A 26692-nucleotide genomic window follows, 5' to 3' on the forward strand; every position below is an offset into this window, starting at 1 on the left:
CAACCACGTCCGATGGCCACCACTGACGCCGGCGCCGGCACTCCCGACGAGCCGGTCGATTCATCGCAGCAGCAGGCCAAGAAGACGTCGCGGGCCGGACGTGACCTGCGGGCGGCATTCGCCGTCGGGATCGGCATCGGGGCGGTGCTGGTCGTCACCCTGCTCTATGCGCCGCGGTTCTGGGTCGCGCTGTGCGCCGGAGCCATCCTGGTGGCCAGTCACGAGGTGGTCCGCCGGTTGCGGGAAGCCGGTTATCTGATCCCCGTCATTCCGCTGCTGGTCGGCGGGCAGTTCACCGTCTGGCTGACCTGGCCGTATCGGGCCGTCGGCGCGCTCGCCGGGTTCGGCGGCATGGTCGTGGTCTGCATGATCTGGCGGCTGTTCATGCAGGATGAACGGCGCGAGCACGACGACGGCTCGGCATCGTCCACGAACTATCTGCGCGACGTGTCCGCGACGGTGTTCCTGGCCGTGTGGGTGCCGCTGTTCGGCACCTTCGCCGCGATGCTGGTCTATCCGCAGGAAGGCGCGGCGTGGGTGTTCTGCATGATGATCGCCGTCATCTCCTCCGACGTCGGTGGCTACACGGTGGGCGTCCTGTTCGGCAAGCACCCGATGGTCCCCAAGATCAGCCCGAAGAAGTCCTGGGAGGGCTTCGGCGGTTCGCTGGTTTGCGGCATCACCGCCACCATCCTGTCCGCGACGTTCCTCGCCCACCAGCCGCCGTGGGTCGGCGCGCTGCTCGGTCTGCTCTTCGTGCTGACCACCACGCTGGGGGACCTGATGGAGTCCCAGGTCAAGCGTGACCTCGGGATCAAGGACATGGGCCGGCTGTTACCCGGGCATGGGGGGTTGATGGATCGCCTCGACGGCATCTTGCCCTCGGCGGTGGCGGCGTGGACGGTGCTGACCCTGTTGCCGTAGGCCTGCCCCCGATTGCGGGGATACTGGACATGTCATGGTCGCAAATTTGATGTTCGAGGTTCCCACCCGCGGCAAACCCCCGCGGCACCTGGCCGATCTGGATGCCGCGGGCCGCGCTGCGGCGGTCACCGAGCTCGGCCTGCCCGCGTTTCGTGCCAAGCAACTCGCGCACCAGTACTACGGCCGGCTGATCGCCGACCCGCAGCAGATGACCGACCTTCCGGCGGCTGTGCGCGAGCAGATCGCCCAGACGATGTTTCCCACCCTGTTGACGGCCACCCGGGACGTCACGTGTGACGCCGGCCAGACGCGAAAGACGTTGTGGCGCGCCGTCGACGGCGCCACGATCGAGTCGGTGCTGATGCGCTACCCGCAGCGCAACACGGTGTGCATCTCCTCGCAGGCCGGCTGCGGCATGGCCTGCCCCTTCTGCGCCACCGGACAGGGCGGCTTGCTGCGCAACCTGTCCACCGCCGAGATCGTCGAGCAGGTGCGTGCGGCCGCCGCGGCGCTGCGCGACGATTTCCACGATCGCTTGTCCAACGTGGTCTTCATGGGCATGGGGGAGCCGCTGGCCAACTACGCCCGCGTGGTGGCCGCGGTGCGGCGCATCACCGAGGCGCCGCCGTCGGGTTTCGGAATCTCGGCGCGTTCGGTCACGGTGTCGACCGTGGGCCTGGCGCCGGCGATTCGCAAGCTCGCCGACGAACGGCTCGGGGTGACGCTGGCGCTGTCGTTGCACGCGCCCGACGACGAACTGCGCGACACGCTGGTGCCGGTCAACAACCGGTGGAAGGTCACCGAGGCCCTCGACGCCGCTCGGTATTACGCCGAGGTGACCGGTCGCCGGGTATCGGTGGAGTACGCGCTGATCCGTGCGGTCAACGACCAACCCTGGCGCGCCGACCTGTTGGGTAAGCGGCTGCACCGGGCGCTGGGTCCGCTGGTGCACGTCAACCTCATTCCGCTCAACCCGACCCCGGGCAGCGATTGGGATGCCAGCCCCAAGCCCGTCGAGCGGGAGTTCGTCAAACGTGTTCGCGCGCAAGGGGTGTCCTGCACGGTGCGGGACACGCGCGGGCGCGAGATCAGCGCCGCGTGCGGGCAGTTGGCCGCCGAAGGCAACTAGCGGTGCGGTACTGAACCGTCAACCGGGGTACTTCGTGATGAAGGCATAACACCAGCAAATGAGGTCCCGCCATGAGCCTTCGCCGATCCCTTCTCGCTGCCGTTGCCGCGGTTGTGCTGTTGGTCGCCCTGACAACGCCACCGCGGGCGACAGCCGCCGATGAGCGTCTGCAGTTCACCGCGACCACGCTGAGCGGGGCACCCTTCAACGGCGCCAGCCTGCAGGGCAAACCGGCGGTGCTGTGGTTCTGGACGCCGTGGTGCCCGTTCTGCAACTCCGAAGCGCCGGGCTTGAGTCAGGTGGCCGCCGCCAATCCGGCGGTCAGCTTCGTCGGCGTCGCGGCCCACTCCGACGTCGCGGCGATGCAGAACTTCGTCGCCAAGTACGGGCTGAACTTCACCAATCTCAACGACGCCGACGGCGCCATCTGGGCGCGCTACAACGTCCCCTGGCAGCCGGCGTGGGTTTTCTATCGCGCCGACGGCTCCTCGACGTTCGTCAACAACCCCAGCGCGGCCATGTCGCAGCAGGAGTTGTCCGGCCGGGTAGCCGCGCTGACGCAGTGAACGATGCCCTGCTGGGTTTGGCCTTCGCCGCCGGACTGGTCGCCGCGCTGAACCCATGCGGGTTCGCCATGTTGCCCGCCTATCTGGTGCTGGTGGTGGGCGGCCAGCAGTCCGCTCACCGGCAGAGCACGCTCACCGCGGCGGGGCGCGCCGTGGCAGCGACGGTCGGCATGGCGTTGGGTTTTTTGACCGTCTTCGGCGCATTCGGCGCGCTGACCCTCTCCGCCGCCGCGGCGGTGCAGCGGTATCTGCCCTACGCGACGGTGCTGATCGGGGTGGTGCTTGTGGTGCTGGGAATCTGGCTGCTCTCGGGTCGGGAGCTGACGGCGCCGACGCCCCGAGGCCTCGGCGCCCGGTGGGCTCCGACCGCCGGGCTGGGCTCGATGTATGCCTACGGGATCAGCTACGCGCTGGCCTCGCTGTCCTGCACGGTCGGGCCGTTTCTGGCGGTCACCGGGGCCGGCTTGCGAGCAGGCTCGGTGCTGCGCAGCGTCGGGATATACCTGGCGTACGTGGCCGGTCTGACCTTGGTCGTGGGCGTTCTGGCCGTGGCCACGGCCACGGCCAGCTCCGCGGTGATCGACCGGGCGCGCCGCATGTTGCCCTACCTCAACCGGATCAGCGGTGCCGTGTTGGTGCTGGTCGGGCTGTACGTGAGTTACTACGGCTGTTATGAGGTGCGGCTACTGGGCGCCGCTGCCGATCCCCGAGACGGGGTGATCAGCGGAGCCGGTCGGCTGCAGGGCGCGCTGGCCGGCTGGGTGCACCAGCACGGCGCAGGGCCGTGGCTGGTGGCGCTGGCGCTGGTCGGGGTGCTCGCCGCGGCATTGGCACGGCGGGCGCAACGGTGATCCGGGAATGCTCCGACGTCCCATCGGTGTCACCAGCCCCTCGGCTGACGGGCATGCCATTTGCCCGCCTCAGCGCGACAACGGCGATCAACGCCCGATGTGTCGCTGTGAGGCGGGCAAATCGGACATGCTTTTCGCCAGGGGGCGAAGTGGCCGGTGTGACAGCAGTGGTTACCTGATCCAGCCGCGCCGGCGGCCCCACAGGTCACGGACCAGAACCACCAGCACCAGCGCGGCGAATCCGATCAGAAACCAGTCCTCCACATGGCCGACGTGGTTACCGCGCAGCATGGCCAGCAGGAAACCGAAGATGACCAAACCAGTGATGTGCCAGGTGCGGTGGTTGATCCTGCTCCACCCCCACTGTGCGGACGGCACCTCGGCAATGTCGACGCCGGTGTAGTGCTCCACCTCAGTACTGGCCACGGCGATCCCTTCGGTCGAACTGCGGACTGACGCTGCCCTCATTCTGGCATATCGCCCGTCGACCGCCCGCCGGCCGGATCGTTACGACGGCGGCATCAGCACGGTGTCGATCATGTACACCGTCGCATTGAGCGTCGAGACTCCGCCGCACACGACGCTGGCGTTGTTGACCCGCAAGTTGTTGCCCTGTCCGGTGACCGTCACGCTGCCGCCCTGCAGGGTCTTGTGAGTTCCGACCACCTTGGCCGGAGAGGCCTGCCCCGGCACGACGTGGTAGGTCAAGATCCTGGTCAACATGTTGGAGTCGGTCTTGAGCTGGTCGATCGTCGAGGCCGGCAGCTTGCCGAACGCCGCGTCGGTGGGTGCGAACACCGTGAACTGGCCGCCGTTGAGGGTGTCGACCAGGTTGACCTGCGGGTTGAGCTGGCCCGACAGTGCCGACGTCAGCGTCGTCAACTGCGGGTTGTTGGAAGCCGCCTCCACCACGGGAACCTGCGACATGCCCTGGACCGAGGCCGGGCCAGACGGGTTCGCCGCGGCGTAGTCCGCGCATCCCGGGCCGACCAGGTCACCCGCCGACGCGGTTGGGGATGCGGACACCGCCAGTGCGACGAGGGTGGCCGCAGCGAAACCCGTTGCTGCAGTTTTGGTTTGAGCTTTCATTACCGTTCGCTCCTTCGGTTAGTGTCGAGCCGGGTGTGCCGGCTCGGTGGACCCCCGACATGAGTTGTTCGGAGCAACGGGACGTTCGGATGGGTGTCAGCCGTAGGTGAACGAGAACACCTGCAGCCCTTTGCTGGGCCGGACTTCCAGCGTGCCCTGCCCCTGCTGCGGGTCGGCCACGATCTGACGTGCCGTCGGTGGGCCACTGATCGGCATGGTGATGGTCTTGCCGTCTCGCGTGACGGTCAGCGTGCCGGTCCCGCCGACGACGATGAAGACGTCCTTGGCGTGGTAGTTGAGTTTGATGCCCGAGTCATCGCTGCCGGCGGTGGCGCCCTCGTGGTCCAGCGTCCAGACCCCGGTCAAGGCGTAGGTGTCGGGTGCCTGGGTCGGCGGGTAGCCGAAGGTGGCCGTTCCCTCGTCGTAATGACCACCACCGCCGTAGTTGACGATCTTGCCGACGGCGAGATACGTCTCGGCCGTTTGGATGGCGTGCGGGGTGCGGTCTGGCGCGTTGACGGGCGCCGGGAGGCGGACGTCGTGGTTGGCTTCGGAAAGAAGTTGCCGGATGAGCCGTTCGGTGACGTCGTAATCGCCTTCGCCGAACTTGACGTGACGCACTGTCCCGTTGGCGTCGATCAGGTACTCCGCGGGCCAGTACATGTTGTTGTAGTTCGTCCACGTGGAGTAGTTGTTGTCCAGCGCAACCGGATAGGTGATGCCCAAGTCCTGTGCGCCTTTGACCACGTTGGCCGGTACCTTTTCGAACGCGTACTCGGGCGTGTGCACGCCGATGACTTCCAGGCCGCTGTCGTGGTAAGCCCGATACCAACCGGCCACGTGCGGGATGGCCCGCTGGCAGTTGATGCAGGAGTACGCCCAGAAGTCGACCAGAACGACCTTGCCGCGCAACGAGTTCAGCGCGATCGGCTGATCACCGGGCGTATTGAACCATCCGGTGATGCCTTTGACATCGGGTGCGCGACCACAGTTCTGCAGCTGTTCGCCCCCGCCGCTGCACAGCGACAACAGCGGATTCACGCCGGTGCTGCCGCCGGTGTTGAGTTGGTTGAGGTCAGCTCCGCCGATCTTTTCCTGCAGTGGCGCGGTGTAGTCGGGGATGGCGCGCTGCAGCGCCGCCGGTACGTCCAGCACCAGCGCCACCGCCAGCAGGATCGTCACTATGCCCGCGCCGATGCGGATTTCGCGCTGACGACGGCGAAAGGCGCTCAGCCGCTGGGCCAGACGCTGACCGGCCAGCGCGAAGAACAGCAACGGTATCGCCGTGCCGAGAGCGAACGCCGCGGTCAGCACGACGATGCCCAGGCTGATGGATGCGGTGGCGCCGGCCACGACGATCGCTGTCAGCACCGGACCGGCACACGGCACATACAGCACGCCCAACGCCAAGCCGAGCCCGAAACCGTTGCCGCGATTGGCGATTCGCAGTTGCGGTATACGGGAGAACGGCTTTTCCAGCAGTTGCTCAACGCGCGGGAAGATGAGTCCCGCACCGATCGCCACCAGCGCGACCAGCGCCACCCAGCGCAGCGCGTCCTGTGGCAGGTGCAGTGCGGAAAGTAATGCCGAACCCAGCAGTGTGACGAGGCTGAAGCTGAGCACCAGTCCACCGATCACCCGGTAGGGCCGCGCCTTCGCTTCCGGCGGGGCCTGGACCGCTACGGCGCCCTCGGCCGGTTCGGAACCGATACCCGTTGAGGTTTGCGCGCCGGAGAAGAAGATCACCGGAAGCACCGGCAGGATGCACGGCGATATGCCGGTGATGAGGCCGCCGAGGAACCCGATCAACGCGAGGGTAAACATGTCTCCTTCGATACGGTCCTGTCCGCGGGCTGGTTCAAAAAGAAATGGCAAGGTAGCCCGCCGGCCCGGGCTACCTTGCCGTAGGAGAGATAGCCTCAGTGTCCCGCACGAGCCGCCACGCTGTCGATTGGCGATGGGCCCGCGGCACACACCAGAAGTGATTCGGAGCCGCAGCCGTCCCGGACGGGCCGGAAATTGTGACGTGGGAAAGCGGCACAATGGGTGAGTGACTACCGATGGCCGTCTGCGGGTGCTGGTGCTGGGCAGCACCGGTTCCATCGGCACCCAAGCGCTGGAAGTCATCGCCGCCAATCCGGACCGCTTCGAGGTGGTGGGGCTGGCCGCCGGGGGCCGGCAGTTGGACACCCTGTTGCGCCAGCGCGCCGAAACCGGCGTGACCAACATCGCCGTCGCCGACGATCATGCCGCCGAGGTGGCCGGAGACATTCCCTACCGCGGACCCGACGCCGCGACCCGGCTGGTCGAGGAAACCGAGGCCGACGTGGTGCTCAACGCGCTGGTCGGGGCGCTGGGGCTACGTCCGACCCTGGCCGCGCTGGCCTCCGGGGCCCGGCTGGCGCTGGCGAACAAGGAGTCGCTGGTGGCCGGCGGTCCGCTGGTGTTGCGGGCCGCGCAGCCCGGCCAGATCGTGCCGGTGGACTCCGAACACTCCGCGCTGGCGCAATGCCTGCGCGGCGGCACCCCCGAGGAAGTCGCCAAGCTGGTGCTCACCGCTTCGGGCGGGCCGTTCCGGGGCTGGTCGGCCGCTCAACTCGCCGATGTCACCCCGGAGCAGGCCGGCGCGCATCCCACCTGGTCCATGGGGCCGATGAACACCCTGAATTCGGCGTCGCTGGTCAACAAGGGCCTCGAGCTCATCGAAACCCACCTGCTGTTCGGCATTGCCTATGAGCGCATCGAGGTCGTCGTACACCCGCAGTCGATCGTTCACTCGATGGTCACGTTCATCGATGGCTCGACGATCGCCCAAGCCAGCCCACCGGACATGAAGCTGCCGATCTCATTGGCGTTGGGCTGGCCCCACCGGGTCGCCGGAGCGGCCCTGAGCTGCGACTTCAGCACCGCTTCCAGCTGGGAGTTCGAGCCGCTGGACAGTGCGGTTTTCCCCGCCGTGGAGTTGGCGCGTCAGGCCGGGGAGATCGGTGGCTGCATGACCGCGGTCTACAACGCCGCCAACGAGGAGGCGGCCGAAGCGTTCCTGACCGGCCGGATCGCTTTCTCGTCCATCGTCGCGACAATCGCCGACGTGCTGCGCGGGGCCGACCAATGGGCCGCTTCACCCGCTACCGTGGATGACGTACTTGACGCGCAGCGTTGGGCCCGCGAGCGAGCGCAACGCGCGATCGCAGCAAGCCCAGTGAAAGTTTCCGGCATGGCTTTAGAAAGGTCGTAACGCACCCGATGATGTTCGTTACCGGCATAGTGCTGTTCGCGCTGGCCATCCTCTTCTCGGTCGCCCTGCACGAGTGCGGCCACATGTGGGCCGCGCGCGCCACCGGCATGAAGGTGCGGCGCTACTTCGTCGGGTTCGGTCCCACACTGTGGTCCACCCGCCGCGGGGAAACCGAATACGGGGTCAAGGCCATCCCGGCCGGGGGCTTCTGTGACATCGCCGGCATGACACCGGTCGAAGACCTCGAGCCCGACGAGCGCGACCGCGCGATGTACAAGCAGGCCACCTGGAAGCGCGTGGCGGTGTTGTTCGCCGGCCCCGGCATGAACTTCGTCATCTGCCTGGTGTTGATCTACGCCATCGCGGTCATCTGGGGCCTGCCGAACCTGCACCCGTCGACCAAGGCCGTGGTCGGTGAAACCGGTTGTGTGGCAACCGAAACCGCGCAGGGCAAGTTGGAGAAGTGCAACGGCCCGGGTCCGGCGGCGATCGCGGGTATCCGGCCCGGTGACGTCGTCGTCAAGGTCGGTGACACCCCGGTGTCCAGCTTCGACGAGATGGCCGCGGCGGTGCGCAAGATGCACGGCGTCATCCCGGTCGTCGTCGACCGCAACGGGACCACCGTCACCACCAACGTCAACGTCGAGTCGACGCAACGCTGGCTGCCCACCGGGCAGGGCAAGCAGGTGCGGCCCGCGACCGTGGGAGCCATCGGCGTCGGTGCCCCCCGCAATGCGCCCACGCAATACGGGGTGTTCTCGGCCATACCCGGCACGCTGGCGTTCGCCGGCGACCTGACCGTCGAGGTGGGCAAGGCGCTGGTCACCATCCCGACCAAGGTCGGCGCCCTGGTGCACGCCATCGGCGGGGGGGAGCGCGACCCGCAGACCCCGATCAGCGTTGTGGGAGCCAGCATCATCGGTGGTGACACCGTCGACCACGGGCTGTGGGTGGCGTTCTGGTTCTTCCTGGCGCAGCTCAATCTCATCCTGGGGGCGATCAACCTGCTGCCGTTGTTGCCGTTCGACGGCGGTCACATCGCCGTCGCGGTGTACGAGAAGATCCGCAACACCATCCGGTCGGCCCGCGGCAAGGTCGCCGCGGCGCCGGTGAACTACCTCAAGCTCATGCCGGCGACCTACGTCGTCCTCGTCTTCGTCGTCGGCTACATGCTGTTGACCGTCACCGCCGACTTGGTCAACCCGATCAGGCTCTTCCAGTAAGGGCCGGGAAGAAAGGTCCACTGTGACCACTGGCCTGGGCATGCCGCAGCCGCCGCCGCCCACGCTTGCCCCCCGGCGCACCACCCGTCAGCTGATGGTGCGCGACGTCGGGGTCGGCAGCGACTACCCGATTTCGGTGCAGTCGATGTGCACCACCAAGACGCACGACGTCAACGCCACCTTGCAGCAGATCGCCGAATTGACCACGGCGGGCTGCGACATCGTCCGGGTGGCCTGTCCCCGCCAGGAGGACGCCGACGCGCTGCCGGCGATCGCCAAGAAAAGCAAGATCCCGGTGATCGCCGACATCCACTTCCAGCCGAAGTACATCTTCGCCGCGATCGACGCCGGTTGTGCGGCCGTGCGGGTCAACCCCGGCAACATCAAGGAATTCGACGGCCGGGTCGGTGAGGTCGCCAAGGCGGCCGCCGCGGCCGGCATCCCGATCCGTATCGGCGTCAACGCCGGGTCGCTGGACAAGCGGTTCATGCAGAAGTACGGCAAGGCCACCCCCGAGGCGCTGGTCGAGTCGGCGCTCTGGGAAGCCTCACTGTTCGAAGAGCATGGCTTCGGCGACATCAAGATCAGCGTCAAGCACAACGACCCGGTGGTCATGGTCGCCGCCTACGAACAGCTGGCCGCCCATTGCGACTATCCGCTGCACCTCGGCGTCACCGAGGCGGGTCCGGCGTTCCAGGGCACCATCAAGTCCGCGGTGGCCTTTGGCGCCCTGCTGTCCAAGGGCATCGGCGACACCATCCGGGTGTCGTTGTCGGCGCCGCCAGTCGAGGAGGTCAAGGTCGGCAACCAGATCCTGGAATCGCTGAACCTGCGGCCGCGGTCGCTCGAGATCGTGTCCTGCCCGTCGTGCGGTCGCGCCCAAGTCGACGTCTACACGCTGGCCAACGAGGTGAGCGCCGGCCTGGACGGCCTCGAGGTGCCGTTGCGGGTGGCGGTGATGGGCTGCGTCGTCAACGGCCCGGGCGAAGCGCGCGAGGCCGACCTGGGTGTGGCCTCCGGCAACGGCAAGGGCCAGATCTTCGTGCGCGGCGAGGTGATCAAGACCGTGCCCGAAGCCCAGATCGTGGAGACGCTGATCGAAGAGGCGATGCGGATCGCTTCGGAGTTGGAGACAGAAACCGGAGGAGATCCGGGCGCGACGGCAAGCGGTTCGCCTATTGTGACCGTAAGCTGATAGTGGCCAATCTCACCGGCCGCCACTTCGCATCACAGAGAGTTGATTGGATGTCGGCTCCGCCCCTCATGCGCCTTGTCGGCGAGCGACGGGTGAACGTGGTGCGTGACGCCGCCGCCGTGTGGCGGGTGCTCGGCGAGAACCCGGTCGAGTCCTGCATGGTCGCCGCGCGGGTGGCCGATTACGGGGTCGAGCCGAATTCCATTGGCGGAGAACTGTGGACGCGGCGTCACCCGGACGAGTCGCTGTGCTTTGCCGGTGCCAACTTGATCCCGCTGCGCGGCGGGCCCGCCGATCTGAACGCCTTCGCCGACGAGGCGATGAGCACCACGCGCCGCTGCTCGTCGCTGGTCGGCCGGGCCGACCTGGTGCTGCCGATGTGGCAGCGCCTCGAGCGCGCCTGGGGCCCGGCCCGCGACGTGCGTGCCGACCAGCCGTTGATGGCGATCGACACCCATCCCAACTGTGTGCTCGACACCGGCGTGCGCCAGGTGCGGCCCGAGGAGTTGGACGCCTATCTGGTGGCCGCGGTGGACATGTTCATCGGCGAAGTGGGCGTCGACCCGCGCATGGGCGACGGCGGGCGGGGTTACCGCCGCCGAGTGGCCAGCCTGATCGCGGCCGGACGCGCCTGGGCGCGCTTCGAACACGGCCAGGTGGTCTTCAAAGCCGAGGTGGGTTCGCAGTCGCCGTCGGTAGGCCAGATCCAGGGGGTGTGGGTGCATCCCGAGTGGCGCGGGCTGGGACTGGGCACCGCCGGCACCGCCACCCTGGCCGCGGTGATCGTCGGCAGCGGACGCATCGCCAGCCTTTACGTCAACAACTTCAACACCGTGGCCCGCGCCGCGTACGCCCGCGTCGGCTTCAAAGAAGTCGGCACCTTCGCCACGGTCCTGCTCGACTAGCGCTGCCCGGCGCGCGCATAACGGTTCCATCTCGGTGTGTCGGCGCCGCTGCGGCCGTCACAGCTCTAACATCAGCACCGATGGTAACTCGAACAACATTGGTTTCAGCGGCGATGTGTTTGCTGTCGGTGGCGGTGGTCGCGGTGCCGGGCTGCACGCCCCGCCCCGAGGGCCCGGGTCCGGCCGCGGAGAAGTTCTTCAAAGCGCTGTCGGTCGGGGACACCGCTACGGCCGCCCAGGTGACCGACGACGCCAACGAGGCGCGCGTGGCGTTGAACGCGGCGTGGGCGGGTCTGCAAGCCACTCATTTGGACGCCCAACTGCTCAGCGCCAAGTACGCCGAGGACGTCGGCACGGTGGCCTACCGGTTCACCTGGCACCTGCCGAAGAACCGGAGCTGGAGTTACGACGGCCAGCTGAAGATGGCCCGCGACGAGGGGCGCTGGCAGGTTCGCTGGACCACCACCGGACTGCACCCCAAGCTCGGCGAGCATCAGACGTTCGCCTTGCGGTCCGACCCGCCGCCGCGCGCCTCGGTCAACGAACTGGGCGGCAGCGACGTGCTGGCGCCGGGGTTCCTGTATCACTACATGCTGGACGCCGCCGCGGCCGGTCCGGACCTGAGCGCGACAGCGCATGCGGTCGTGGAGGCCCTGCATCCGTTCAACGACACCCTCAACGACCCACAACTGCTCGCCGAAATGGCCAGCTCTGCCACCAAACCGGTCGATCTGGTCACGCTGCTTCCCGACGACAGCAACAAGGTCTTCCCGGCGATCGGCAACTTGCACGGCGTGGTGATCACCCAGCAGCCCGAGCTGCTGCCCACCGATCCGCACTTCGCGCCCGCGGTGGTGAGCCAGGTGAAGAAGGCCGTGGTCGACCAACTCGACGGCCAGGCCGGCTGGCGGGTGGTCAGCGTGAACCAGAACAACGTCGACGTCGCCGTGTTGCACGAAGTCGCAGGCGCGCCGGCACCCTCGGTGTCGATCACGTTGGACCGGGCGGTACAGAACGCCGCCCAGCACGCCGTGGACACCCGGGGCGGCAAGGCGATGCTGGTCGCGATCAAACCGTCGACCGGCGAGATTCTGGCGATCGCGCAGAACGCCGGCGCGGACGCCGAAGGGCTGCTGGCCACCACGGGCCTCTATCCGCCCGGTTCGACCTTCAAGATGGTCACCGCCGGCGCGGCCGTCGACCGCGACATGGCCACCCCCAACACGATGCTCGGCTGCCCCGGCCACCTGGACATCGGCCACCGCAGCATCCCCAATTACGGCGGCTTCGACCTGGGCGTGGTGCCGCTGTCCCGGGCCTTCGCCAGCTCCTGCAACACCACGTTCGCGGAGTTGAGCAGCAAGTTGCCGCCCCGCGGCCTGACGCAGGCGGCCACCCGCTACGGGATCGGCCTGGACTTCCAGGTCGACGGCATCACCACGGTGACCGGATCGGTGCCGCCCACGGTCGACTTGACCGAGCGGACCGAGGACGGCTTCGGGCAGGGCCGGGTGTTGGCCAGCCCGTTCGGCATGGCGCTGGTCGCGGCCACCGTCGCGGCGGGTAAGACCCCGGTTCCGCAGCTGATCGCCGGTCGCCCGACGTCTGTCGACGGCGACAACACGCCGATCAGCCCGAAGATGGTGGACGCGCTGCGGCCGATGATGCGACTGGTGGTGACCAACGGGACCGCCAAGGACATCGCCGGCTGCGGCGAGGTGTTCGGCAAGACCGGGGAAGCCGAGTTCCCGGGCGGATCGCACTCCTGGTTCGCCGGTTACCGGGGCGACCTGGCGTTCGCGGCACTGATCGTCGGGGGCGGCAGCTCGGAATACGCGGTGCGGATGACCAAAGTCATGCTGGAATCGCTGCCGCCGGGCTACCTGGCCTAGCGGCGAATTCCGCCGCGTTTCGCCGCCGCGCGGGCCTGTAACCTGGTCTTTGCTCGATTTGGCGGCGACATCAGGGAAGGCCATGACGGACAGCGGTGGGGACATGGTGGCTCCTATGCCACTGCGCGTCTCCGATGCCGACCGCAACGGCACCATGCGCCGCCTGCACAACGCCTTGGCCCTCGGGCTGATCGACATCGACGAGTTCGAGCAGCGGTCGTCTCGGGTGTCGTTCGCCCGCACCCGCGACGAGCTGGACGGGCTGGTCGGCGATCTGCCCGGGCCGGGCGCCATCGTCACCTCCGCGACCGACCGGGTGGAGCTGCGCGGCTGGGCCGGCTCCCTGAAACGCCAGGGCGCGTGGATGGTGCCCACCCGCCTGGCGCTGGTGCGCCGGGTCGGCAACATCGACCTCGACCTGACCAGAGCCCGCTTCGCCGGTCCCGTGGTGGTCATCGAACTCGACATGAAGTTCGGCTCGCTGGACCTGCGGCTGCCCGAGGGAGCCAGCGCCTCGATCGACGACGTCGAGGTGTACGTGGGTAGCGCGGTCGATCGCCGCAAGGACGCACCGGCCGAAGGCACGCCGCATGTCGTCCTCACCGGTCAGGTGGTGTTCGGGTCGGTGGTGATCCGGGGACCCCGCCGGGCGTTACGTCGCCGGGTCGGATTCAGCTGACTAAGCTGGCAACCATGCCTGTTCGAACCGCGCTTTCCCCCGGCGTGCTCGCACCGACGCTGCCGGTGCCCAAGTGGATCGCGCGTCCGGAATACGTCGGCAAGCCGACCGCCAAGGAGGGCTCCGAGCCGTGGGTGCAAACCCCGGAGGTCATCGAACGCATGCGCGTGGCCTGCCGGATCGCCGCAGCCGCGCTGGCCGAGGCGGGCAAGGCTGTCGCGCCCGGTGTCAAGACCGACGAGCTGGACCGGATCGCGCACGAGTACATGATCGACAACGGCGCCTATCCGTCGACGCTGGGCTACAAGGGATTTCCCAAGTCCTGCTGCACGTCGCTCAACGAGGTCATCTGCCACGGCATCCCGGACTCGACGGTCATCGAAGACGGTGACATCGTCAACATCGACGTCACCGCGTACATCAACGGCGTGCACGGCGACACCAATGCAACGTTTCTGGCCGGCGACGTCTCCGAGGAGCACCGGTTGCTCGTCGAACGCACCCACGAGGCCACCTTGCGCGCGATCAAGGCCGTCAAGCCCGGCCGCGCCCTGTCGGTCATCGGCCGGGTCATCGAGTCCTACGCAAACCGGTTCGGTTACAACGTGGTTCGCGATTTCACCGGCCACGGCATCGGCACCACTTTCCACAACGGACTGGTGGTCCTGCACTACGACCAGCCGGCGGTGGACACCATCATGCAGCCCGGCATGACCTTCACCATCGAGCCGATGATCAACCTGGGCGCACTGGACTACGAGATCTGGGACGACGGCTGGACCGTGGTGACCAAGGACCGCAAGTGGACAGCCCAGTTCGAACACACCTTGCTGGTCACCGAAACCGGCGCCGAAATCCTCACCCTGCCGTGACGGATCTTGCGCGAGCAGACAGAGAATCGCATGGATTCGGCATGCTCAATGCGATTCTGCGTCTGCTCGTCGTAGCGGGGTGAGCGGGGCACTGCTGGTCGCCGGCACCAGTTCGGACGCCGGGAAGTCGATGGTGGTAGCGGGCCTGTGTCGGCTGTTGGCCCGCAACGGGATCCGGGTCGCCCCGTTCAAAGCGCAGAACATGTCGAACAATTCGGCGGTCACCGTCGAAGGTGGCGAGATCGGGCGGGCCCAAGCGATTCAGGCCCGCGCGGCCGGTCTGGAACCCAGCGTGCGGTTCAACCCCGTCCTGTTGAAGCCGGGCAGCGACCGCACGTCCCAACTGGTCATCCGGGGGCAGGTCGCCGACTCGGTGACCGCCACGGGCTACTTCACCCACCGGGAGCGGCTGGCCCGCATTGTGTTCGACGAATTGTCCAGCTTGCGTGCGGAATTCGACGTCGTCATCTGCGAGGGCGCCGGCTCACCCGCCGAGATCAATCTGCGCGCCACCGATCTGGCCAACATGGGCTTGGCCAGGGCCGCCAACCTGCCGGTGGTAGTGGTCGGTGACATCGATCGCGGCGGGCTGCTGGCCCACCTGTTCGGGACCGTGGCGGTCCTCGAACCCGAGGACCAGGCGCTGATCGCAGGATTCATCGTCAACAAATTCCGCGGCGACCCCGCGCTGCTGGAACCTGGCCTGCGTCAACTGTTTACGCTGACCGGCCGCCCCACCTACGGGGTGGTGCCCTATGCGGACCAGATGTGGCTGGACGCCGAGGATTCGCTGTCGGTCGTCGCGCACCGCGTCGTCGGCACACCCGCCGAACCCAAGGGGACACAGTGGTTGCGGGTGGCCGCTGTCCGGTTGCCGCGCATCTCCAACTCCACCGATGTCGAGGCGCTGGCCTGCGAACCCGGCGTGCTGGTGCGCTGGATCACCGACCCCGCCGACCTGGCGGACGCGGATCTCATCGTCATTCCGGGCAGCAAGGCCACGGTGGCCGACCTGGCCTGGCTGCGCGAGCGGGGCCTGGCCGGCGGAATCGTCGAACATGCCCGTGCCGGCAAGCCGCTACTGGGCATCTGCGGCGGTTTCCAGATGTTGTGCCGCGCCATCGAGGACACGGTGGAAACCCGGACCGGCGCGGTCGCGGGCCTGGGACTGCTGGACGCCGACATCGTGTTCTGCGCCGACAAGGTGCTGCGCCGCTGGGCACAACCCTTGCGTGGCTACGAGATTCATCACGGGCGGGTCGTCCGGTGCGGGGAGCAGAGTTGGTTCGACGCCCACGGTGACCCGCAGGGCGTGGTGCGCGGCGCGGTCTACGGTACGCACTGGCACGGCCTGCTCGACAACGACGACTTCCGTCGGGCATGGCTGGCCCAAGTCGCCCAGGCCGCCGGTCGGGCCGGCTTCGTCGCGGCCGGGGACACCGACGTCGCCGCGCGCCGGGATGCGCAATTGGATCTGATGGCCGACCTGCTCACGGCGCACCTGGACACCGCGGCCATCGACGAGCTGCTCGCCGGGCCGCCGCCGCCTCGGCCCCATCTGGTCACCGCGCTGGCGTGACCGGGCCTGAGAGAACGCTTGGAGGGGGGCGCGCTAGCAGGCAAAATGCTGTAACTTGCGGGAAGTGCCCACGATGATGACCACGCTTGACGGATTCCCTGTTCCAGTGGCGGTGAGCGGCCCGGAAACCGGCGTCGTCGTGGTTGTGCTCGCCGCCGAGCAACGCGCGCCCGCCGCCTATGACGCGGTGTGCGACCGCCTGCACACGGCGTCCTTCCGGACCATCGTGATCGGGTTCGACCCACGGCTGACCGCCAAATCGGTGATCGGCATCCTGGACGCGCTGGGCGTCAGTTGGGCGGTGTTGGTGGGAGATCGCGCCGGCGCCGAACTCGCTTGGGACCTCGCGGCCACCAGGCTGGGCAGGTTCGTCGGGCTGGTCGCTATCGACCGCGGGCACCCGCAGGTGGGTGACGGCAGCCGACCCGCACGCGACGGCCAATGCCCGCCGGTGGAGGTCGCCACCACCGTGCTGGTCAGTTCGCCGATCACCCGGGAAGCCGCGCGCGCAAGCCAGCGGTTCGTCTACGCCGACTACCGGGTGGTAGACCTGCTGGGCCGGCGCAGCGCGCAGGAGTCGACGGCGCAGCTGGCGACCGAGATCGTGCTGCGCGCCAGCGCCTGGTAGACGCCCTCCTGCTGTCGCTGAACCCGTCACCGGCGACGCATCGATGGTTGACTGGTTTTCATGAGCGGGCTGGCACTGGCTGACTTGGAGCGCCTGGTGGCGGCCGGTGACGTCGACACCGTGATCGTGGCATTCACCGACATGCAGGGCCGGTTGGCCGGCAAGCGGGTGGCGGGCGGGTTCTTCGTCGACGAGGTCGCCGCCGGCGGCGCCGACTGCTGCAACTACCTGCTGGCCGTCGACGTCGATATGAATACGGTGCCCGGATACGCGATGTCGAGCTGGGACACCGGCTACGGCGACATGGTGATGGTGCCCGACCTGTCCACGCTGCGCCTGGTGCCGTGGCTGCCGGGCACGGCGCTGGTGATCGCCGACCTCACCTGGACCGACGGACGCCCGGTGGTCGCCTCCCCGCGCAGCATTCTGCGCCGCCAGCTGGACCGACTCGCCGCGCGTGGCCTGTCCGCCGATGTCGCCACCGAGCTGGAATTCATGGTGTTCGACGAGCCGTACCGGCAGGCGTGGGCCAGCGGCTACCGGGGGCTCACCCCGGCCAGCGACTACAACATCGACTACGCGATGTTGGCGTCGTCTCGGATGGAGCCGCTGCTGCGCGATATCCGGCTGGGCATGCAGGGGGCGGGGCTGCGGCCCGAGACGGTCAAGGGGGAGTGCAACCGCGGCCAGCAGGAGATCGGGTTCCGATACGACGAGGCGCTGGTCACCTGCGACAACCACGCCGTCTACAAGAACGGCGCCAAGGAGATCGCCGACCAGCACGGCAAGAGCCTGACCTTCATGGCGAAATACGATGAGCGGGAAGGCAATAGCTGCCATATTCATCTTTCGCTGCGGGACGCCGACGGCACCGCGGTGTTCGCCGACGATAGCCGACCCCACGGAATGTCAGACACGTTGCGCGGCTTCATCGCCGGCCTGTTGGCCACGATGCGCGATCTGACCCTGTTCTATGCGCCGAACATCAACTCCTACAAGCGCTTTGCCGACGGCAGTTTCGCTCCCACCGCACTGGCCTGGGGCCTGGACAACCGCACCTGCGCACTGCGCGTCGTCGGGCACGGGCGCAACCTGCGCGTCGAATGCCGGGTAGCCGGCGGTGATGTCAACCAGTACCTCGCGGTGGCGGCGATGATCGCCGGGGGGCTGTACGGTGTCGAGCGAGGGCTGCAACCACCCGAGCCGAGTGCCGGGAACGCCTACCAAACGGCGGGCCTGCAGCGGCTGCCCGCCACGCTGGCCGACGCCGCCGCGGCGTTCCAGGCCTCGGGGGTGGCGTCCGAGGCCTTCGGCGACGATGTTGTCGCGCACTACCTCAACTACGCCCGCGTGGAAGTGGCGGCGTTCAACGCGGCGGTCACCGATTGGGAGAGGATGCGTGGGTTTGAACGACTCTGAATCCGCGAGTCGGCCGGTGGTGGGTCTGACCGCCTACCTCGAGCAGGTGCGGACCGGGATCTGGGACATCCCCGCGAGTTACCTGCCCGCCGACTACTTCGAGGGCGTCGTCATGGCCGGCGGCATCGCGGTGCTGTTGCCGCCGCAGCCGGCCGATCCGCAGGTCGTCGCCCGCACCCTGGACAGCTTGGACGCGCTGATCATCACCGGCGGTTATGACGTCGACCCGGCCACCTACGGCCAGCAGCCGCACCCGACCACCGACCAGCCCCGACCCGACCGCGACGCCTGGGAGTTCGCGCTGCTGGGCGCGGCGCTGGACCGGGGGCTGCCGGTGCTGGGCATTTGCCGCGGAGTGCAGGTGCTCAACGTGGCATTCGGCGGCACGTTGCATCAGCACCTGCCAGAAGTGCTGGGCCACAACGGGCATCGAGCCGGCAACGGGGTGTTCACCAGGTTGCCGGTGCGGACCGTGCCCGGCACCCGATTGGCGGCGCTGATCGGGGAATCCGCCGACGCGCCGTGCTATCACCATCAAGCTATCGACAAGGTGGGGGAGGGCTTGGTGGTCAGCGCCACCGACACCGACGGCGTGGTCGAGGCGCTGGAAGTGCCGGGCGAGGGATTTGCGCTTGCGGTGCAATGGCATCCGGAGAAATCGCTGGACGACCTGCGGCTGTTCACCGCTCTGGTGAACGCCGCCCGAGCCTACGTCGGCTGATCATGGCCGCCATCGAGGTGATCAACCCCGCGACCGAGCAGGTTTTGCGCTCGGTCGAGCACACCGACGCCGCGCGCGTCGACGACGCGGTGCGCCGCGCTCAGGCCGCGCAACGTCGGTGGGCCCGGTTGGCGCCCGCCGATCGGGCCGGCGCGCTGCGCGCATTCGCCGCTGCGGTCGACGCCCACATCGACGAACTCGCCGCGCTGGAAGTGGCCAACTCCGGTCATCCGATCGCCTCGGCGCAGTGGGAGGCCGGCAACGTCCGCGATGTCCTGCAATACTATGCGGCGAGCCCCGAACGGTTGAGCGGCAAGCAGATTCCGGTCGCCGGCGGTATCGACGTCACCTTCAACGAACCGATGGGTGTGGTCGGGGTGATCACCCCGTGGAACTTCCCGATGGTGATCGCGTCCTGGGGCATCGCCCCGGCGCTGGCCGCCGGGAACGCGGTCCTGGTCAAACCCGCGGAATGGACGCCGCTGACCACCATGCGCCTGGGTGAGCTGGCGGTCGAGTCGGGGCTGGACGAAGACCTGCTGCAGGTGCTGCCGGGCCAGGGCCCGGTGGTGGGCGAGCGGTTGGTGTCTCACCCCGGCGTGCGCAAGATCGTGTTCACCGGCTCCACGGCGGTCGGGAAGAAAGTGATGACCGGGGCGGCGGCGCACGTCAAGCGGGTGACGCTGGAATTGGGTGGCAAGAGCGCCAATATCGTGTTCGCCGACTGCGACTTGGAGCGGGCGGCGGCCACCGCGCCCGCCGGCGTTTTCGACAACGCCGGTCAGGACTGTTGCGCGCGCAGCCGAATACTGGTGCAGCGCAACGTGTATGACCGGTTCATGGAACTGCTGGAGCCGGCCGTCAAGGGCGTGGTGGTGGGTGACCCGTCCTCCCGTGACACCGAGATGGGCCCGTTGGTGTCGGCCGCGCACCGCGCCAAGGTGGCCTCCTACGTACCCGACGACGCTCCCGTCGCGTTCCGCGGCACCGCTCCCGCCGGACCCGGCTACTGGTTTGCGCCAACGGTTCTCACCCCGCAGCGCACCGACCGCAGCGTGACCGAAGAGATCTTCGGTCCGGTGGTCACCGTGCTGGCCTTCGACGACGAGCACGACGCCATCGCCTTGGCCAACGACACCGCGTACGGCTTATCCGGATCGATCTGGACCGACGACCTGTCCCGTGCGCTGCGCGTCTCCCGCGCGGTCGAAGCCGGGAACCTGTCGGTCAACTCGCATTCGTCGGTGCGCTACCACACCCCGTTCGGCGGTTTCAAGCAGTCCGGCCTGGGCCGCGAACTGGGCCCGGACGCGCCGCTGCACTTCACCGAAACCAAGAACGTGTTCATCGCCATCAAGGAGGCCTAGGTGGTCGATCTCACCCGACGGCTGGCGGACCGGGTCGCGGTCATCACCGGCGGCGGCAGCGGCATCGGGCTGGCCGCGGGGCGACGGATGCGCGCTGAAGGCGCCACAGTAGTCGTCGCTGATATTGATGCGCAGGCGGGTGAGGCGGCCGCCGACGAGTTGGCCGGATTGTTCGTGCCCGTGGATGTTTCCGACCAGGACGCCGTCGACGGGCTGTTCGACACCGTGGCGCAGACCTACGGATCGGTCGACATCGCCTTCAACAATGCCGGCATCTCGCCGCCGGACGACGACCTGATCGAACACACCGAACTTCCCGCCTGGCAACGGGTTCAAGACGTCAACCTGAAGTCGGTCTATCTGTGCTGCCGCGCGGCACTGCGGCACATGGTGCCCGCGGGCAAGGGCTCGATCATCAACACCGCGTCCTTCGTCGCGGTGCTGGGTTCGGCGACCTCGCAGATCTCCTACACCGCCTCCAAAGGCGGGGTGCTGGCCATGTCCCGCGAATTGGGTGTGCAGTTCGCCCGGCAAGGCATCCGGGTCAATGCGCTGTGCCCCGGACCGGTCAATACTCCACTGCTGCAAGAGCTTTTCGCCAAGGATCCCGAGCGGGCCGCCCGCCGTCTGGTGCACGTGCCGCTGGGCCGATTCGCCGAGCCTGACGAAATCGCCGCTGCGGTTGCATTTTTGGCCAGCGATGACGCGTCGTTCATCACCGCGTCGACGTTCCTGGTCGACGGCGGCATCAGCAACGCCTACGTGACCCCACTCTGACCGGCCCGCACGGCATGAGGGCCGCAGAGGCGGATCGCCATGGGCGCGGCAAGGGTCGCCGGCGGGTGGGCGGCTGGCCACGCCGGTGGGACCGACAGCGCTCCGACCGACATGCCGCAGCCCAGACGCACGCGAACTCCCGCGCCGGCCGGCCGATTCTTGGCGGGTAGCAGCGTGCGCAGCGCGGCCCCTCGGTTCAGCAGATTCAGCTGGTTGATCGCCAGGTCGCTCGGGGCCGAGAGCGAGGCCAACTTCGACAGCGCCGCCGTCACCGGCGCCAGGGCCCACTCCAGCGTCGTCAGCGGTGAGGCGCACAGCGCGTGCAGCACTTCAGGAATGGCGGCGATCACCGAGTTGCCCCGGACGATCACCTCCGAGGCGACCGACGACGCTTGCGCGACGGCGATGGCGTTGTAGGGCGGCGCGGCGAATGGTCGCACCGCCGCGGCGGCGGCCGATGCACCGGCATAGGCATACATCGCATCGGCGTCTTGGCCCCACATTTCGTCGTATTCGGCGTCGGCGGCCGCGATCGCCGCGCTGGTGTGGCCCCACCAGTTCATGGCGGCCAGCGAACCCCGCAGCGTCCGGTTGGCCTCGATGGCGCGCGGGTGCACCACCGCGGCATACGCCGACTCATAGGCGTTCACGGCTGCCCTGGCCTGAGTGGCGGTCTGCGCCGCTTGCGCGGCGGTGCTCTGCAGCCACATCAAGTAGGGTGCCGCGGCTTGCCTCATCGCGATCGCCGCCGTGCCCTCCCAGCCGCCGGGCAGGCCGGCAATGCCCGACCGGCAAGTGCGCAGCAGTTCGCCCTGCTGCTCGGCCAACCGGTCCCAGGCCGCGGCAGCGGCCGCCATGGGTGTCGAGCCGGGACCGGCATAGATGCGGCCGGAGTTCACTTCCGGCGGCAACGAGCCGAAATCCGTTGACTGGCAACAAATCAGCTCGCTGACGGTTCGAGATGTGGTCAACAACGTGTCTCCCGAAGACGAAATCGGGCTACACGCCGTTGCGTCAACGTCGTCGGTCTGGCGTAATCGGCCGGGGGCGAACCGGATCGGGTCCCGGCAACGCAGCGATGACGACGAATGGCTGATTGCCATCGCCGACGCGTACCCGGGCCACGAACGTTCACAGTGGCTCGACTGTACCGCCGAAAACTGCCTTACCCCGGATGCTGAGCTGTGAAAACGGTGGGAGGAAAGCCCATTTCAGCTGTCAGGGCGCCCCCACGGCCGTTCGGTCGGCGGGCCGGGTTCCCGGCGAGTCAGCGCCTGAACACAATCAGTGGAATGCCCACCTCGACCGCGGTGGCCGCACCGTGAAACCCGATGAGGCGTGCCGATTCCGGCGGTTCGTGCGCAGTTGCCAGCACCGCCGCATCCGACGTGCAGGTGACGACGACATCTCCGATTCGGTCCAGGTGACGAGGGTCCACGGGCCCGAACCAGCCCGCTGCCACCGCGTCGTCGCGGCTGCGGACGTCGGCCCACCCGGCGAGCAGTTCGGTCCAGGTCGCCCGCACGTCAGCGAACGCGCCCGGCCGGGTGTGCAGGTAGCGCACCCGCGGTTCGCCGGCGACCACCCGGATACCGGCCGTCAGCCGCGGGTCGGCGTCCAGATCGATGCGGGCGTTCGCCGGAACGTTGAGCCCGCCGTGGTCGGCGGTCACCAGCAGGGCCGCGCTGGGGGGCAGCGCCTCGACAAGTTTGGTCAGCAGGGCGTCGACCCGCGTCGCCGCCTCGTGCCACTGTTGCGAGCCGATGCCGAACACGTGCGCCGCGGTGTCCAGGTCGGCTGTGTAGCCGTAGACCAACCCCGGTCCCATGGCGATCTCATCGGCCAGCCGTTGGGGATAGTCCTCGGCCGCATTGGTCGGACGGAATTGCGCACCCCGATAGGCCGCGGCGGTCAACCCGCTGCCGATGAACCACTCCGGCAGCACGGCGCGGGCGGCGACGCCGGCGTGGGCGAGCCGCTCGAACCAGGTTGGTAGCGGCTGCCATTGGTCGTGTGGCGGGTCGTCGCGCCACCGAATGTGGTTGAGCACCCGGTCGGTCCCGGGAACGTTGACGGTGAAGCCCAGGATGCCGTGTTGGCCGGGCAGTGCGCCGGTGCCCAGTGACACCAAGCTGGTCGGTGTGGTCGATGGAAAGGTGCAGTCGAGCGGTTGAGCCTGTCCGACCTCGCCGTTGCGCACCGCGGCGAGCAACGGCGCGTCGGCGGCCAGTTGCGGTAACAGGTGCCAGCCCAGCCCGTCCACCAGAACCACCGCCACCCGGTCCACCTCACCGGTCCACTCCGCCAATCCCAGCCGGTCGGCCGCGCCGGGCACATGAAGCAGCGCCGAGGCCGCGGGCAGCACGTCGCATATCGACTTGGGCGCTGCACCGGGCATGGGGTCAGTTTGACGGACTAACTAGATGTGCGCCAGCGGGCGCGCTGTCAACTGACTGGTTCAGTAGCCGGAGTCCACTTGTCTTCGATTCGGCCGTAGCGCCATACCAGGACGGCGACGAGCCAGGCGACAATGAACATCCCGACGACCACGAAGCCGACCGTGTTGAGGTCGAGCCCGCCCAACCAGCTCCAGAACGGGCCGTGCCATCCGAGTTAGTCGGCGAACAGGCCGAGTAATTCCACGCTGCCGATGAGCAGCGCGACCGCCACCGACAGCCCGGTGATGGTGATGTTGTAGTAGATCTTGCGCACCGGGTTGGAGAATGCGCAGCCATAGGCGAAGTTCATGAATGAGCCGTCGATGGTGTCCAACAGGCACATGCCGGCGGTGAACAGCACGGGCATACACAAAATCGCATACCAGGGCAGACCGGCCGCCGCGCTGCTGCCGGCCAACACCAAGAGCGCGATCTCGGTGGCGGTGTCGAACCCGAGCCCGAACAGCAGGCCGATCGGGTACATGTGCCACGACCGGGTGATGGATTGGGTAAACCGGCCCACGAAGCGATTGATCAGACCGCGGTTGCGCAGCTGCTGCTCCAGTTGAGCGCCGTCGATGTCGGCGTCGTAATCGCCGCGGCGCAACCGGGCGAACACGCGCAGGATGCCGACCAGGACGATGACGTTGAGGATGGCAATGACGTACAAGAACACACCGGAGATGCTGGTGCCGATCAGCCCCGTGTAGTGGTGCAGGGACGACGAGTCGTCTTCGACCGGCCCGACGATGGTCTTCAGCCCGCTGGCCAGCAGCGCGGCCAGACCGAACACCACGGTCGAGTGGCCCAGCGAGAAGAAGAATCCCACACTCAAGGGCCGCTGGCCGTCGCTCATCAGCTTGCGGGTGGTGTTGTCGATGGCGGCGATGTGGTCGGCATCGAACGCGTGCCGCAAGCCCAGCGTGTATGCGGTGAGCCCGACGCCGAACCCAAACGCCTTGCCGCCCAGGTTCAGACCGGCCGGGTCCACCACCAGCACCAGGGTGAGCCAGCCGATGAGGTGCAGCGTCGCGATCACGGCCAGCATCAGCCCCAGCCGCCCCCACTCCGAGGCCGACAGGGCAGCGCTGAGCCGAGTTCGCAACCCCCGCCCGTCGCGGCGGTCCAGCTCAGTGCTGGCCATTCATGTCCCTTCCGCACGGGCAGACGCAATGGTCCCGACTGTAGGGTCGGCTTCTGGTGCGATGCAAGTGACTTGCAGGAACGCCCGGTAGTCGCGGTTGCGTTGCCAATCCGGCGAGTCTGGCGCGACACTGAAGCGGTGACACCTAAGCCGTCGGGCTTGGACCCGGCGGTCACCGAACGGTTCGGCGAGATGCTCCGCGCGCGTGGGCTCCGCCGGATGCCGTCGCGGATTCAGGTGCTGGCGGTGCTCGAGCCGGTGAACGGGCACCTATCGGTGGCCGAGATCTCGCACCGCCTGCCCACCTTCCTGCCTCCAGGCGTGTCGCCACCGGACCTGGCGACCATCTACCGCACCGTGACCACGTTGGTCGACGAGGGTGTGTTGCACGCGTTGACCTTGGACGGCGGCGTCACCACTTATGGAATGACGACCGCGCCCCATCATCACGCGGTGTGCACCCAATGCGGTGCCGTCATCGAAGTGCCAGCGCAGCAACTCAGTTCGGCGCTCAGCCACGCGATGACCGGCAGCTCGTTCGCGCTGTCGGAGCAGGGCGGTCTGACGCTGCGCGGCCTGTGCCCGGCATGTCAGGACAACGTGCAGAACCTCGACGACCTCACCGATCCGCATCCGCCCCGGCGGCGCGATCCCCGCCAGCGCCGACGCTGACCTCAGCGCAGGCCCAGCAGTGCGTTCTCGATCACCTCGGACAGCGCCGGGTGAATCCAGTACTGGCCGCGAGCCATTTGCTGGGCGGGCAGGCCGAAGCTCATCGCCTGAATCAGGGGTTGGATGATCGACGAGGCCTGGTAACCCATGATGTGGGCGCCCAGCAGCAAACCAGTGCTGCGGTCAGCGATCAGCTTTACAGTGCCGGTGCTGTCTTCCATCGCCCACCCGTAGGCGACGTCTCCGTATTCTTGGATGGCAACCGCAATGTCGTGTCCTTGTGCCAGCGCTTGGTTTTCGGTCAGACCCACACTGGCCAGCTGTGGATCGGTGAACACCGCCGACGGCACATAGCGGTGGTCGGTGACGGCCATGGATCCGGTGTCGTCCCAGTCGCACAACAGGTTCTGTTGCACGACGCGGGCCTCGTGATTGGCGACATGCTTGAGCTGATATGGCGACGAGACGTCGCCGAGGGCGAAAACTCCTCTGGCTGAAGTCCTCTGGTATTCGTCGACCACCACCCGGCCGTCCTCGACCTGCACGCCGGCTTCCGGAGCGTCGATGCGGTCGGCGTTGGACACCCGGCCCGTCGCCACCAGCAGCAGATCGGCGTCGATCGAGGACCCGTCGTCCAGTTCCAGTACCACGCCCGGGCCCTGGTTCTCGGCGTGTACCACGTTGCGTTGACTGTGCAATTCCCATTTTTTGGCGGCGATGCGGGTGAACCGTTCGCAGATGGTGTCGTCGATGTGTTTGAGCAGGGTGCCGCCGCGCATGACGATGGTGACGCGCACGCCCAGGGCAGAGAAGATGTGCGCGAATTCGGCTGCCACGAAACCACTCCCGACTATCGCCAGATGCTCGGGCAGGTCGCTGATCCGCATGATGGTGTCGCTGGTGTGGTAGTCGACCCCGCAGTCCTGGATGGCCGGAGGGATGACCGGGCGCGATCCCGCCGCGATGACCACCTGGTCGGCGGTGAACTCGTCGCCGTCGTCGGTCCGTAACAGGTAGCGCCCGTCGGATTGCACGGGGCCGAACCGCGTGTGTTGGTGGTAGACGTCAACATTGGGCAATGAACGGCGGTAAGTCTCGCCGCTGGCCGCGATCGGGTCGATTCGCCCGAAGACCCGCGACACGACGTCATCCCAGCGCACGCCGTCGATGTGCGCGTCGACGCCGTACTTCGCCGCTTCCCGGACGGTTTTGGCGACCTCGGCGGCATAGACGAACATCTTCGTCGGGATGCAGCCGACATTGAGGCAGGTGCCGCCGAACGTGCCCTGCTCGCAGATCGCCACCCGCTTGTCCGCGTAGCGTTCGTTCACAATGGTGTTGCCGGAACCGGTTCCGATGATGGCGATGTCATAGGTTTCCATGT

24 protein-coding genes and 1 pseudogene are annotated in these 26692 nt (G+C 67.8%); 18 read left to right on the top strand and 7 right to left on the bottom strand.

Translation table 11 applies throughout. The annotated features are described in order from the left end of the window. Positions 1-12: 12 nt before the first annotated feature. From I2456_RS09220 to I2456_RS09235, 4 genes are all read left to right on the top strand, one after another. A complete protein-coding gene (locus I2456_RS09220; RefSeq protein WP_068025092.1) occupies positions 13-924 on the top strand; it encodes a phosphatidate cytidylyltransferase in 912 nt (303 codons plus the stop codon). A 34-nt stretch (positions 925-958) separates the two neighbouring features. Then, entirely contained in the window at positions 959-2053 is a 1095-nt protein-coding gene (rlmN, locus tag I2456_RS09225) for a dual-specificity RNA methyltransferase RlmN (RefSeq protein WP_085074467.1), read from the top strand. A 71-nt stretch (positions 2054-2124) separates the two neighbouring features. Continuing rightward, positions 2125-2619, top strand: coding sequence for a disulfide bond-forming protein DsbE (gene dsbE, locus I2456_RS09230; RefSeq protein ID WP_068025098.1), 495 nt, complete (start codon positions 2125-2127; stop codon positions 2617-2619). Then, positions 2616-3470, top strand: coding sequence for a cytochrome c biogenesis CcdA family protein (locus I2456_RS09235; protein ID WP_085074468.1), 855 nt, complete (start codon positions 2616-2618; stop codon positions 3468-3470). Before dsbE ends, I2456_RS09235 begins: the two co-directional genes overlap by 4 nt. A 171-nt stretch (positions 3471-3641) precedes the next feature. On the opposite strand, the gene I2456_RS09240 is transcribed toward I2456_RS09235, so the two are convergent. The 3 genes from I2456_RS09240 to I2456_RS09250 all read right to left on the bottom strand — a co-directional run bounded on the left by I2456_RS09240 (position 3642) and on the right by I2456_RS09250 (position 6383). Beyond that, positions 3642-3896, bottom strand: a complete 255-nt coding sequence (locus tag I2456_RS09240) for a DUF2631 domain-containing protein (RefSeq protein ID WP_068025738.1) — start codon at positions 3894-3896, stop codon at positions 3642-3644. An 81-nt stretch (positions 3897-3977) separates the two neighbouring features. Next, entirely contained in the window at positions 3978-4559 is a 582-nt protein-coding gene (locus I2456_RS09245; RefSeq protein WP_085074469.1) for a fasciclin domain-containing protein, read from the bottom strand. Positions 4560-4655: 96 nt separating this feature from the next. Next, positions 4656-6383 carry a cytochrome c biogenesis protein DipZ gene (locus I2456_RS09250; protein ID WP_085074470.1) on the bottom strand — a complete coding sequence of 576 codons (1728 nt, stop codon included), beginning with the start codon at positions 6381-6383 and terminating at the stop codon, positions 4656-4658. Positions 6384-6609: 226 nt separating this feature from the next. Between I2456_RS09250 and dxr the strand changes: the two genes are divergently transcribed. The 13 genes from dxr to I2456_RS09315 all read left to right on the top strand — a co-directional run bounded on the left by dxr (position 6610) and on the right by I2456_RS09315 (position 21054). Further along, the gene (gene dxr / locus I2456_RS09255; RefSeq protein ID WP_085074471.1) at positions 6610-7797 is read left to right on the top strand and encodes a 1-deoxy-D-xylulose-5-phosphate reductoisomerase; all 1188 of its coding nucleotides are present in this window, start codon (positions 6610-6612) and stop codon (positions 7795-7797) included. An 8-nt stretch (positions 7798-7805) separates the two neighbouring features. Then, positions 7806-9020: a M50 family metallopeptidase gene (locus I2456_RS09260; RefSeq protein ID WP_085074472.1), complete on the top strand. Its 1215-nt coding sequence runs from the start codon at positions 7806-7808 to the stop codon at positions 9018-9020. A gap of 22 nt (positions 9021-9042) precedes the next feature. After that, complete coding sequence (ispG, locus tag I2456_RS09265; protein ID WP_085074473.1) at positions 9043-10215, top strand: flavodoxin-dependent (E)-4-hydroxy-3-methylbut-2-enyl-diphosphate synthase; 1173 nt, start codon at positions 9043-9045, stop codon at positions 10213-10215. A 50-nt stretch (positions 10216-10265) separates the two neighbouring features. Beyond that, complete coding sequence (locus tag I2456_RS09270) at positions 10266-11120, top strand: GNAT family N-acetyltransferase (RefSeq protein ID WP_068025118.1); 855 nt, start codon at positions 10266-10268, stop codon at positions 11118-11120. Positions 11121-11200: 80 nt separating this feature from the next. Beyond that, positions 11201-13012 (top strand): penicillin-binding transpeptidase domain-containing protein, encoded by a 1812-nt coding sequence (locus I2456_RS09275; RefSeq protein WP_068025121.1) that lies wholly within the window; start codon positions 11201-11203, stop codon positions 13010-13012. An 82-nt stretch (positions 13013-13094) separates the two neighbouring features. Continuing rightward, positions 13095-13691: a DUF1707 SHOCT-like domain-containing protein gene (locus I2456_RS09280; RefSeq protein ID WP_068025124.1), complete on the top strand. Its 597-nt coding sequence runs from the start codon at positions 13095-13097 to the stop codon at positions 13689-13691. 14 nt (positions 13692-13705) lie between these two features. Next, a complete protein-coding gene (map, locus tag I2456_RS09285) occupies positions 13706-14563 on the top strand; it encodes a type I methionyl aminopeptidase (protein WP_068157810.1) in 858 nt (285 codons plus the stop codon). A 79-nt stretch (positions 14564-14642) separates the two neighbouring features. Beyond that, positions 14643-16142 (top strand): cobyric acid synthase, encoded by a 1500-nt coding sequence (locus I2456_RS09290; protein WP_085074474.1) that lies wholly within the window; start codon positions 14643-14645, stop codon positions 16140-16142. A gap of 73 nt (positions 16143-16215) precedes the next feature. Continuing rightward, positions 16216-16770, top strand: a complete 555-nt coding sequence (locus tag I2456_RS09295; protein WP_068025741.1) for an alpha/beta hydrolase — start codon at positions 16216-16218, stop codon at positions 16768-16770. 60 nt (positions 16771-16830) lie between these two features. Then, a complete protein-coding gene (locus tag I2456_RS09300) occupies positions 16831-18189 on the top strand; it encodes a glutamine synthetase family protein (protein WP_085074475.1) in 1359 nt (452 codons plus the stop codon). Continuing rightward, positions 18089-18910, top strand: coding sequence for a gamma-glutamyl-gamma-aminobutyrate hydrolase family protein (locus tag I2456_RS09305; protein ID WP_085074476.1), 822 nt, complete (start codon positions 18089-18091; stop codon positions 18908-18910). Before I2456_RS09300 ends, I2456_RS09305 begins: the two co-directional genes overlap by 101 nt. Positions 18911-18912: 2 nt before the next feature. Further along, positions 18913-20277, top strand: coding sequence for an aldehyde dehydrogenase family protein (locus tag I2456_RS09310; RefSeq protein WP_068025138.1), 1365 nt, complete (start codon positions 18913-18915; stop codon positions 20275-20277). Beyond that, entirely contained in the window at positions 20278-21054 is a 777-nt protein-coding gene (locus I2456_RS09315) for a 3-oxoacyl-ACP reductase (protein ID WP_068025140.1), read from the top strand. Here I2456_RS09315 and I2456_RS09320 read toward each other — a convergent pair. From I2456_RS09320 to nicT, 3 genes and pseudogenes are all read right to left on the bottom strand, one after another. Then, positions 21036-22025 carry a PPE family protein gene (locus tag I2456_RS09320; protein WP_163703816.1) on the bottom strand — a complete coding sequence of 330 codons (990 nt, stop codon included), beginning with the start codon at positions 22023-22025 and terminating at the stop codon, positions 21036-21038. The two genes, I2456_RS09315 and I2456_RS09320, sit on opposite strands and share 19 nt — an antisense overlap. Positions 22026-22321: 296 nt before the next feature. Then, complete coding sequence (locus I2456_RS09325; protein ID WP_085074478.1) at positions 22322-23452, bottom strand: alkaline phosphatase family protein; 1131 nt, start codon at positions 23450-23452, stop codon at positions 22322-22324. A gap of 47 nt (positions 23453-23499) precedes the next feature. Continuing rightward, positions 23500-24636 (bottom strand): annotated as a pseudogene (nicT, locus tag I2456_RS09330) (Nickel transporter NicT). Positions 24637-24774: 138 nt separating this feature from the next. On the opposite strand from nicT, the gene I2456_RS09335 reads away from it, so the two are divergent. Further along, a complete protein-coding gene (locus I2456_RS09335) occupies positions 24775-25308 on the top strand; it encodes a Fur family transcriptional regulator (protein ID WP_082952057.1) in 534 nt (177 codons plus the stop codon). Positions 25309-25310: 2 nt separating this feature from the next. On the opposite strand, the gene mtr is transcribed toward I2456_RS09335, so the two are convergent. After that, positions 25311-26690, bottom strand: a complete 1380-nt coding sequence (mtr, locus tag I2456_RS09340; protein ID WP_085074517.1) for a mycothione reductase — start codon at positions 26688-26690, stop codon at positions 25311-25313. Positions 26691-26692 lie beyond the last annotated feature (2 nt).

The sequence above is a fragment of the Mycobacterium kubicae genome (assembly GCF_015689175.1).
GTDB lineage: Bacteria > Actinomycetota > Actinomycetes > Mycobacteriales > Mycobacteriaceae > Mycobacterium > Mycobacterium kubicae.

Bases quoted from the DNA above. Each gene is read 5' to 3' on its own strand.
- rlmN (WP_085074467.1), top strand. From the start codon at position 959: ATGGTCGCAAATTTGATGTTCGAGGTTCCCACCCGCGGCAAACCCCCG.
- I2456_RS09270 (WP_068025118.1), top strand. From the start codon at position 10,266: ATGTCGGCTCCGCCCCTCATGCGCCTTGTCGGCGAGCGACGGGTGAAC.
- mtr (WP_085074517.1), bottom strand. From the start codon at position 26,690: ATGGAAACCTATGACATCGCCATCATCGGAACCGGTTCCGGCAACACC.
- I2456_RS09325 (WP_085074478.1), bottom strand. From the start codon at position 23,452: ATGCCCGGTGCAGCGCCCAAGTCGATATGCGACGTGCTGCCCGCGGCC.
- I2456_RS09300 (WP_085074475.1), top strand. From the start codon at position 16,831: ATGAGCGGGCTGGCACTGGCTGACTTGGAGCGCCTGGTGGCGGCCGGT.
- dsbE (WP_068025098.1), top strand. From the start codon at position 2,125: ATGAGCCTTCGCCGATCCCTTCTCGCTGCCGTTGCCGCGGTTGTGCTG.
- I2456_RS09305 (WP_085074476.1), top strand. From the start codon at position 18,089: ATGTTGTCGCGCACTACCTCAACTACGCCCGCGTGGAAGTGGCGGCGT.
- I2456_RS09260 (WP_085074472.1), top strand. From the start codon at position 7,806: ATGATGTTCGTTACCGGCATAGTGCTGTTCGCGCTGGCCATCCTCTTC.
- I2456_RS09250 (WP_085074470.1), bottom strand. From the start codon at position 6,383: ATGTTTACCCTCGCGTTGATCGGGTTCCTCGGCGGCCTCATCACCGGC.
- I2456_RS09220 (WP_068025092.1), top strand. From the start codon at position 13: ATGGCCACCACTGACGCCGGCGCCGGCACTCCCGACGAGCCGGTCGAT.
- I2456_RS09280 (WP_068025124.1), top strand. From the start codon at position 13,095: ATGACGGACAGCGGTGGGGACATGGTGGCTCCTATGCCACTGCGCGTC.
- I2456_RS09295 (WP_068025741.1), top strand. From the start codon at position 16,216: ATGATGACCACGCTTGACGGATTCCCTGTTCCAGTGGCGGTGAGCGGC.
- map (WP_068157810.1), top strand. From the start codon at position 13,706: ATGCCTGTTCGAACCGCGCTTTCCCCCGGCGTGCTCGCACCGACGCTG.
- I2456_RS09275 (WP_068025121.1), top strand. From the start codon at position 11,201: ATGGTAACTCGAACAACATTGGTTTCAGCGGCGATGTGTTTGCTGTCG.
- I2456_RS09310 (WP_068025138.1), top strand. From the start codon at position 18,913: ATGGCCGCCATCGAGGTGATCAACCCCGCGACCGAGCAGGTTTTGCGC.
- I2456_RS09245 (WP_085074469.1), bottom strand. From the start codon at position 4,559: ATGAAAGCTCAAACCAAAACTGCAGCAACGGGTTTCGCTGCGGCCACC.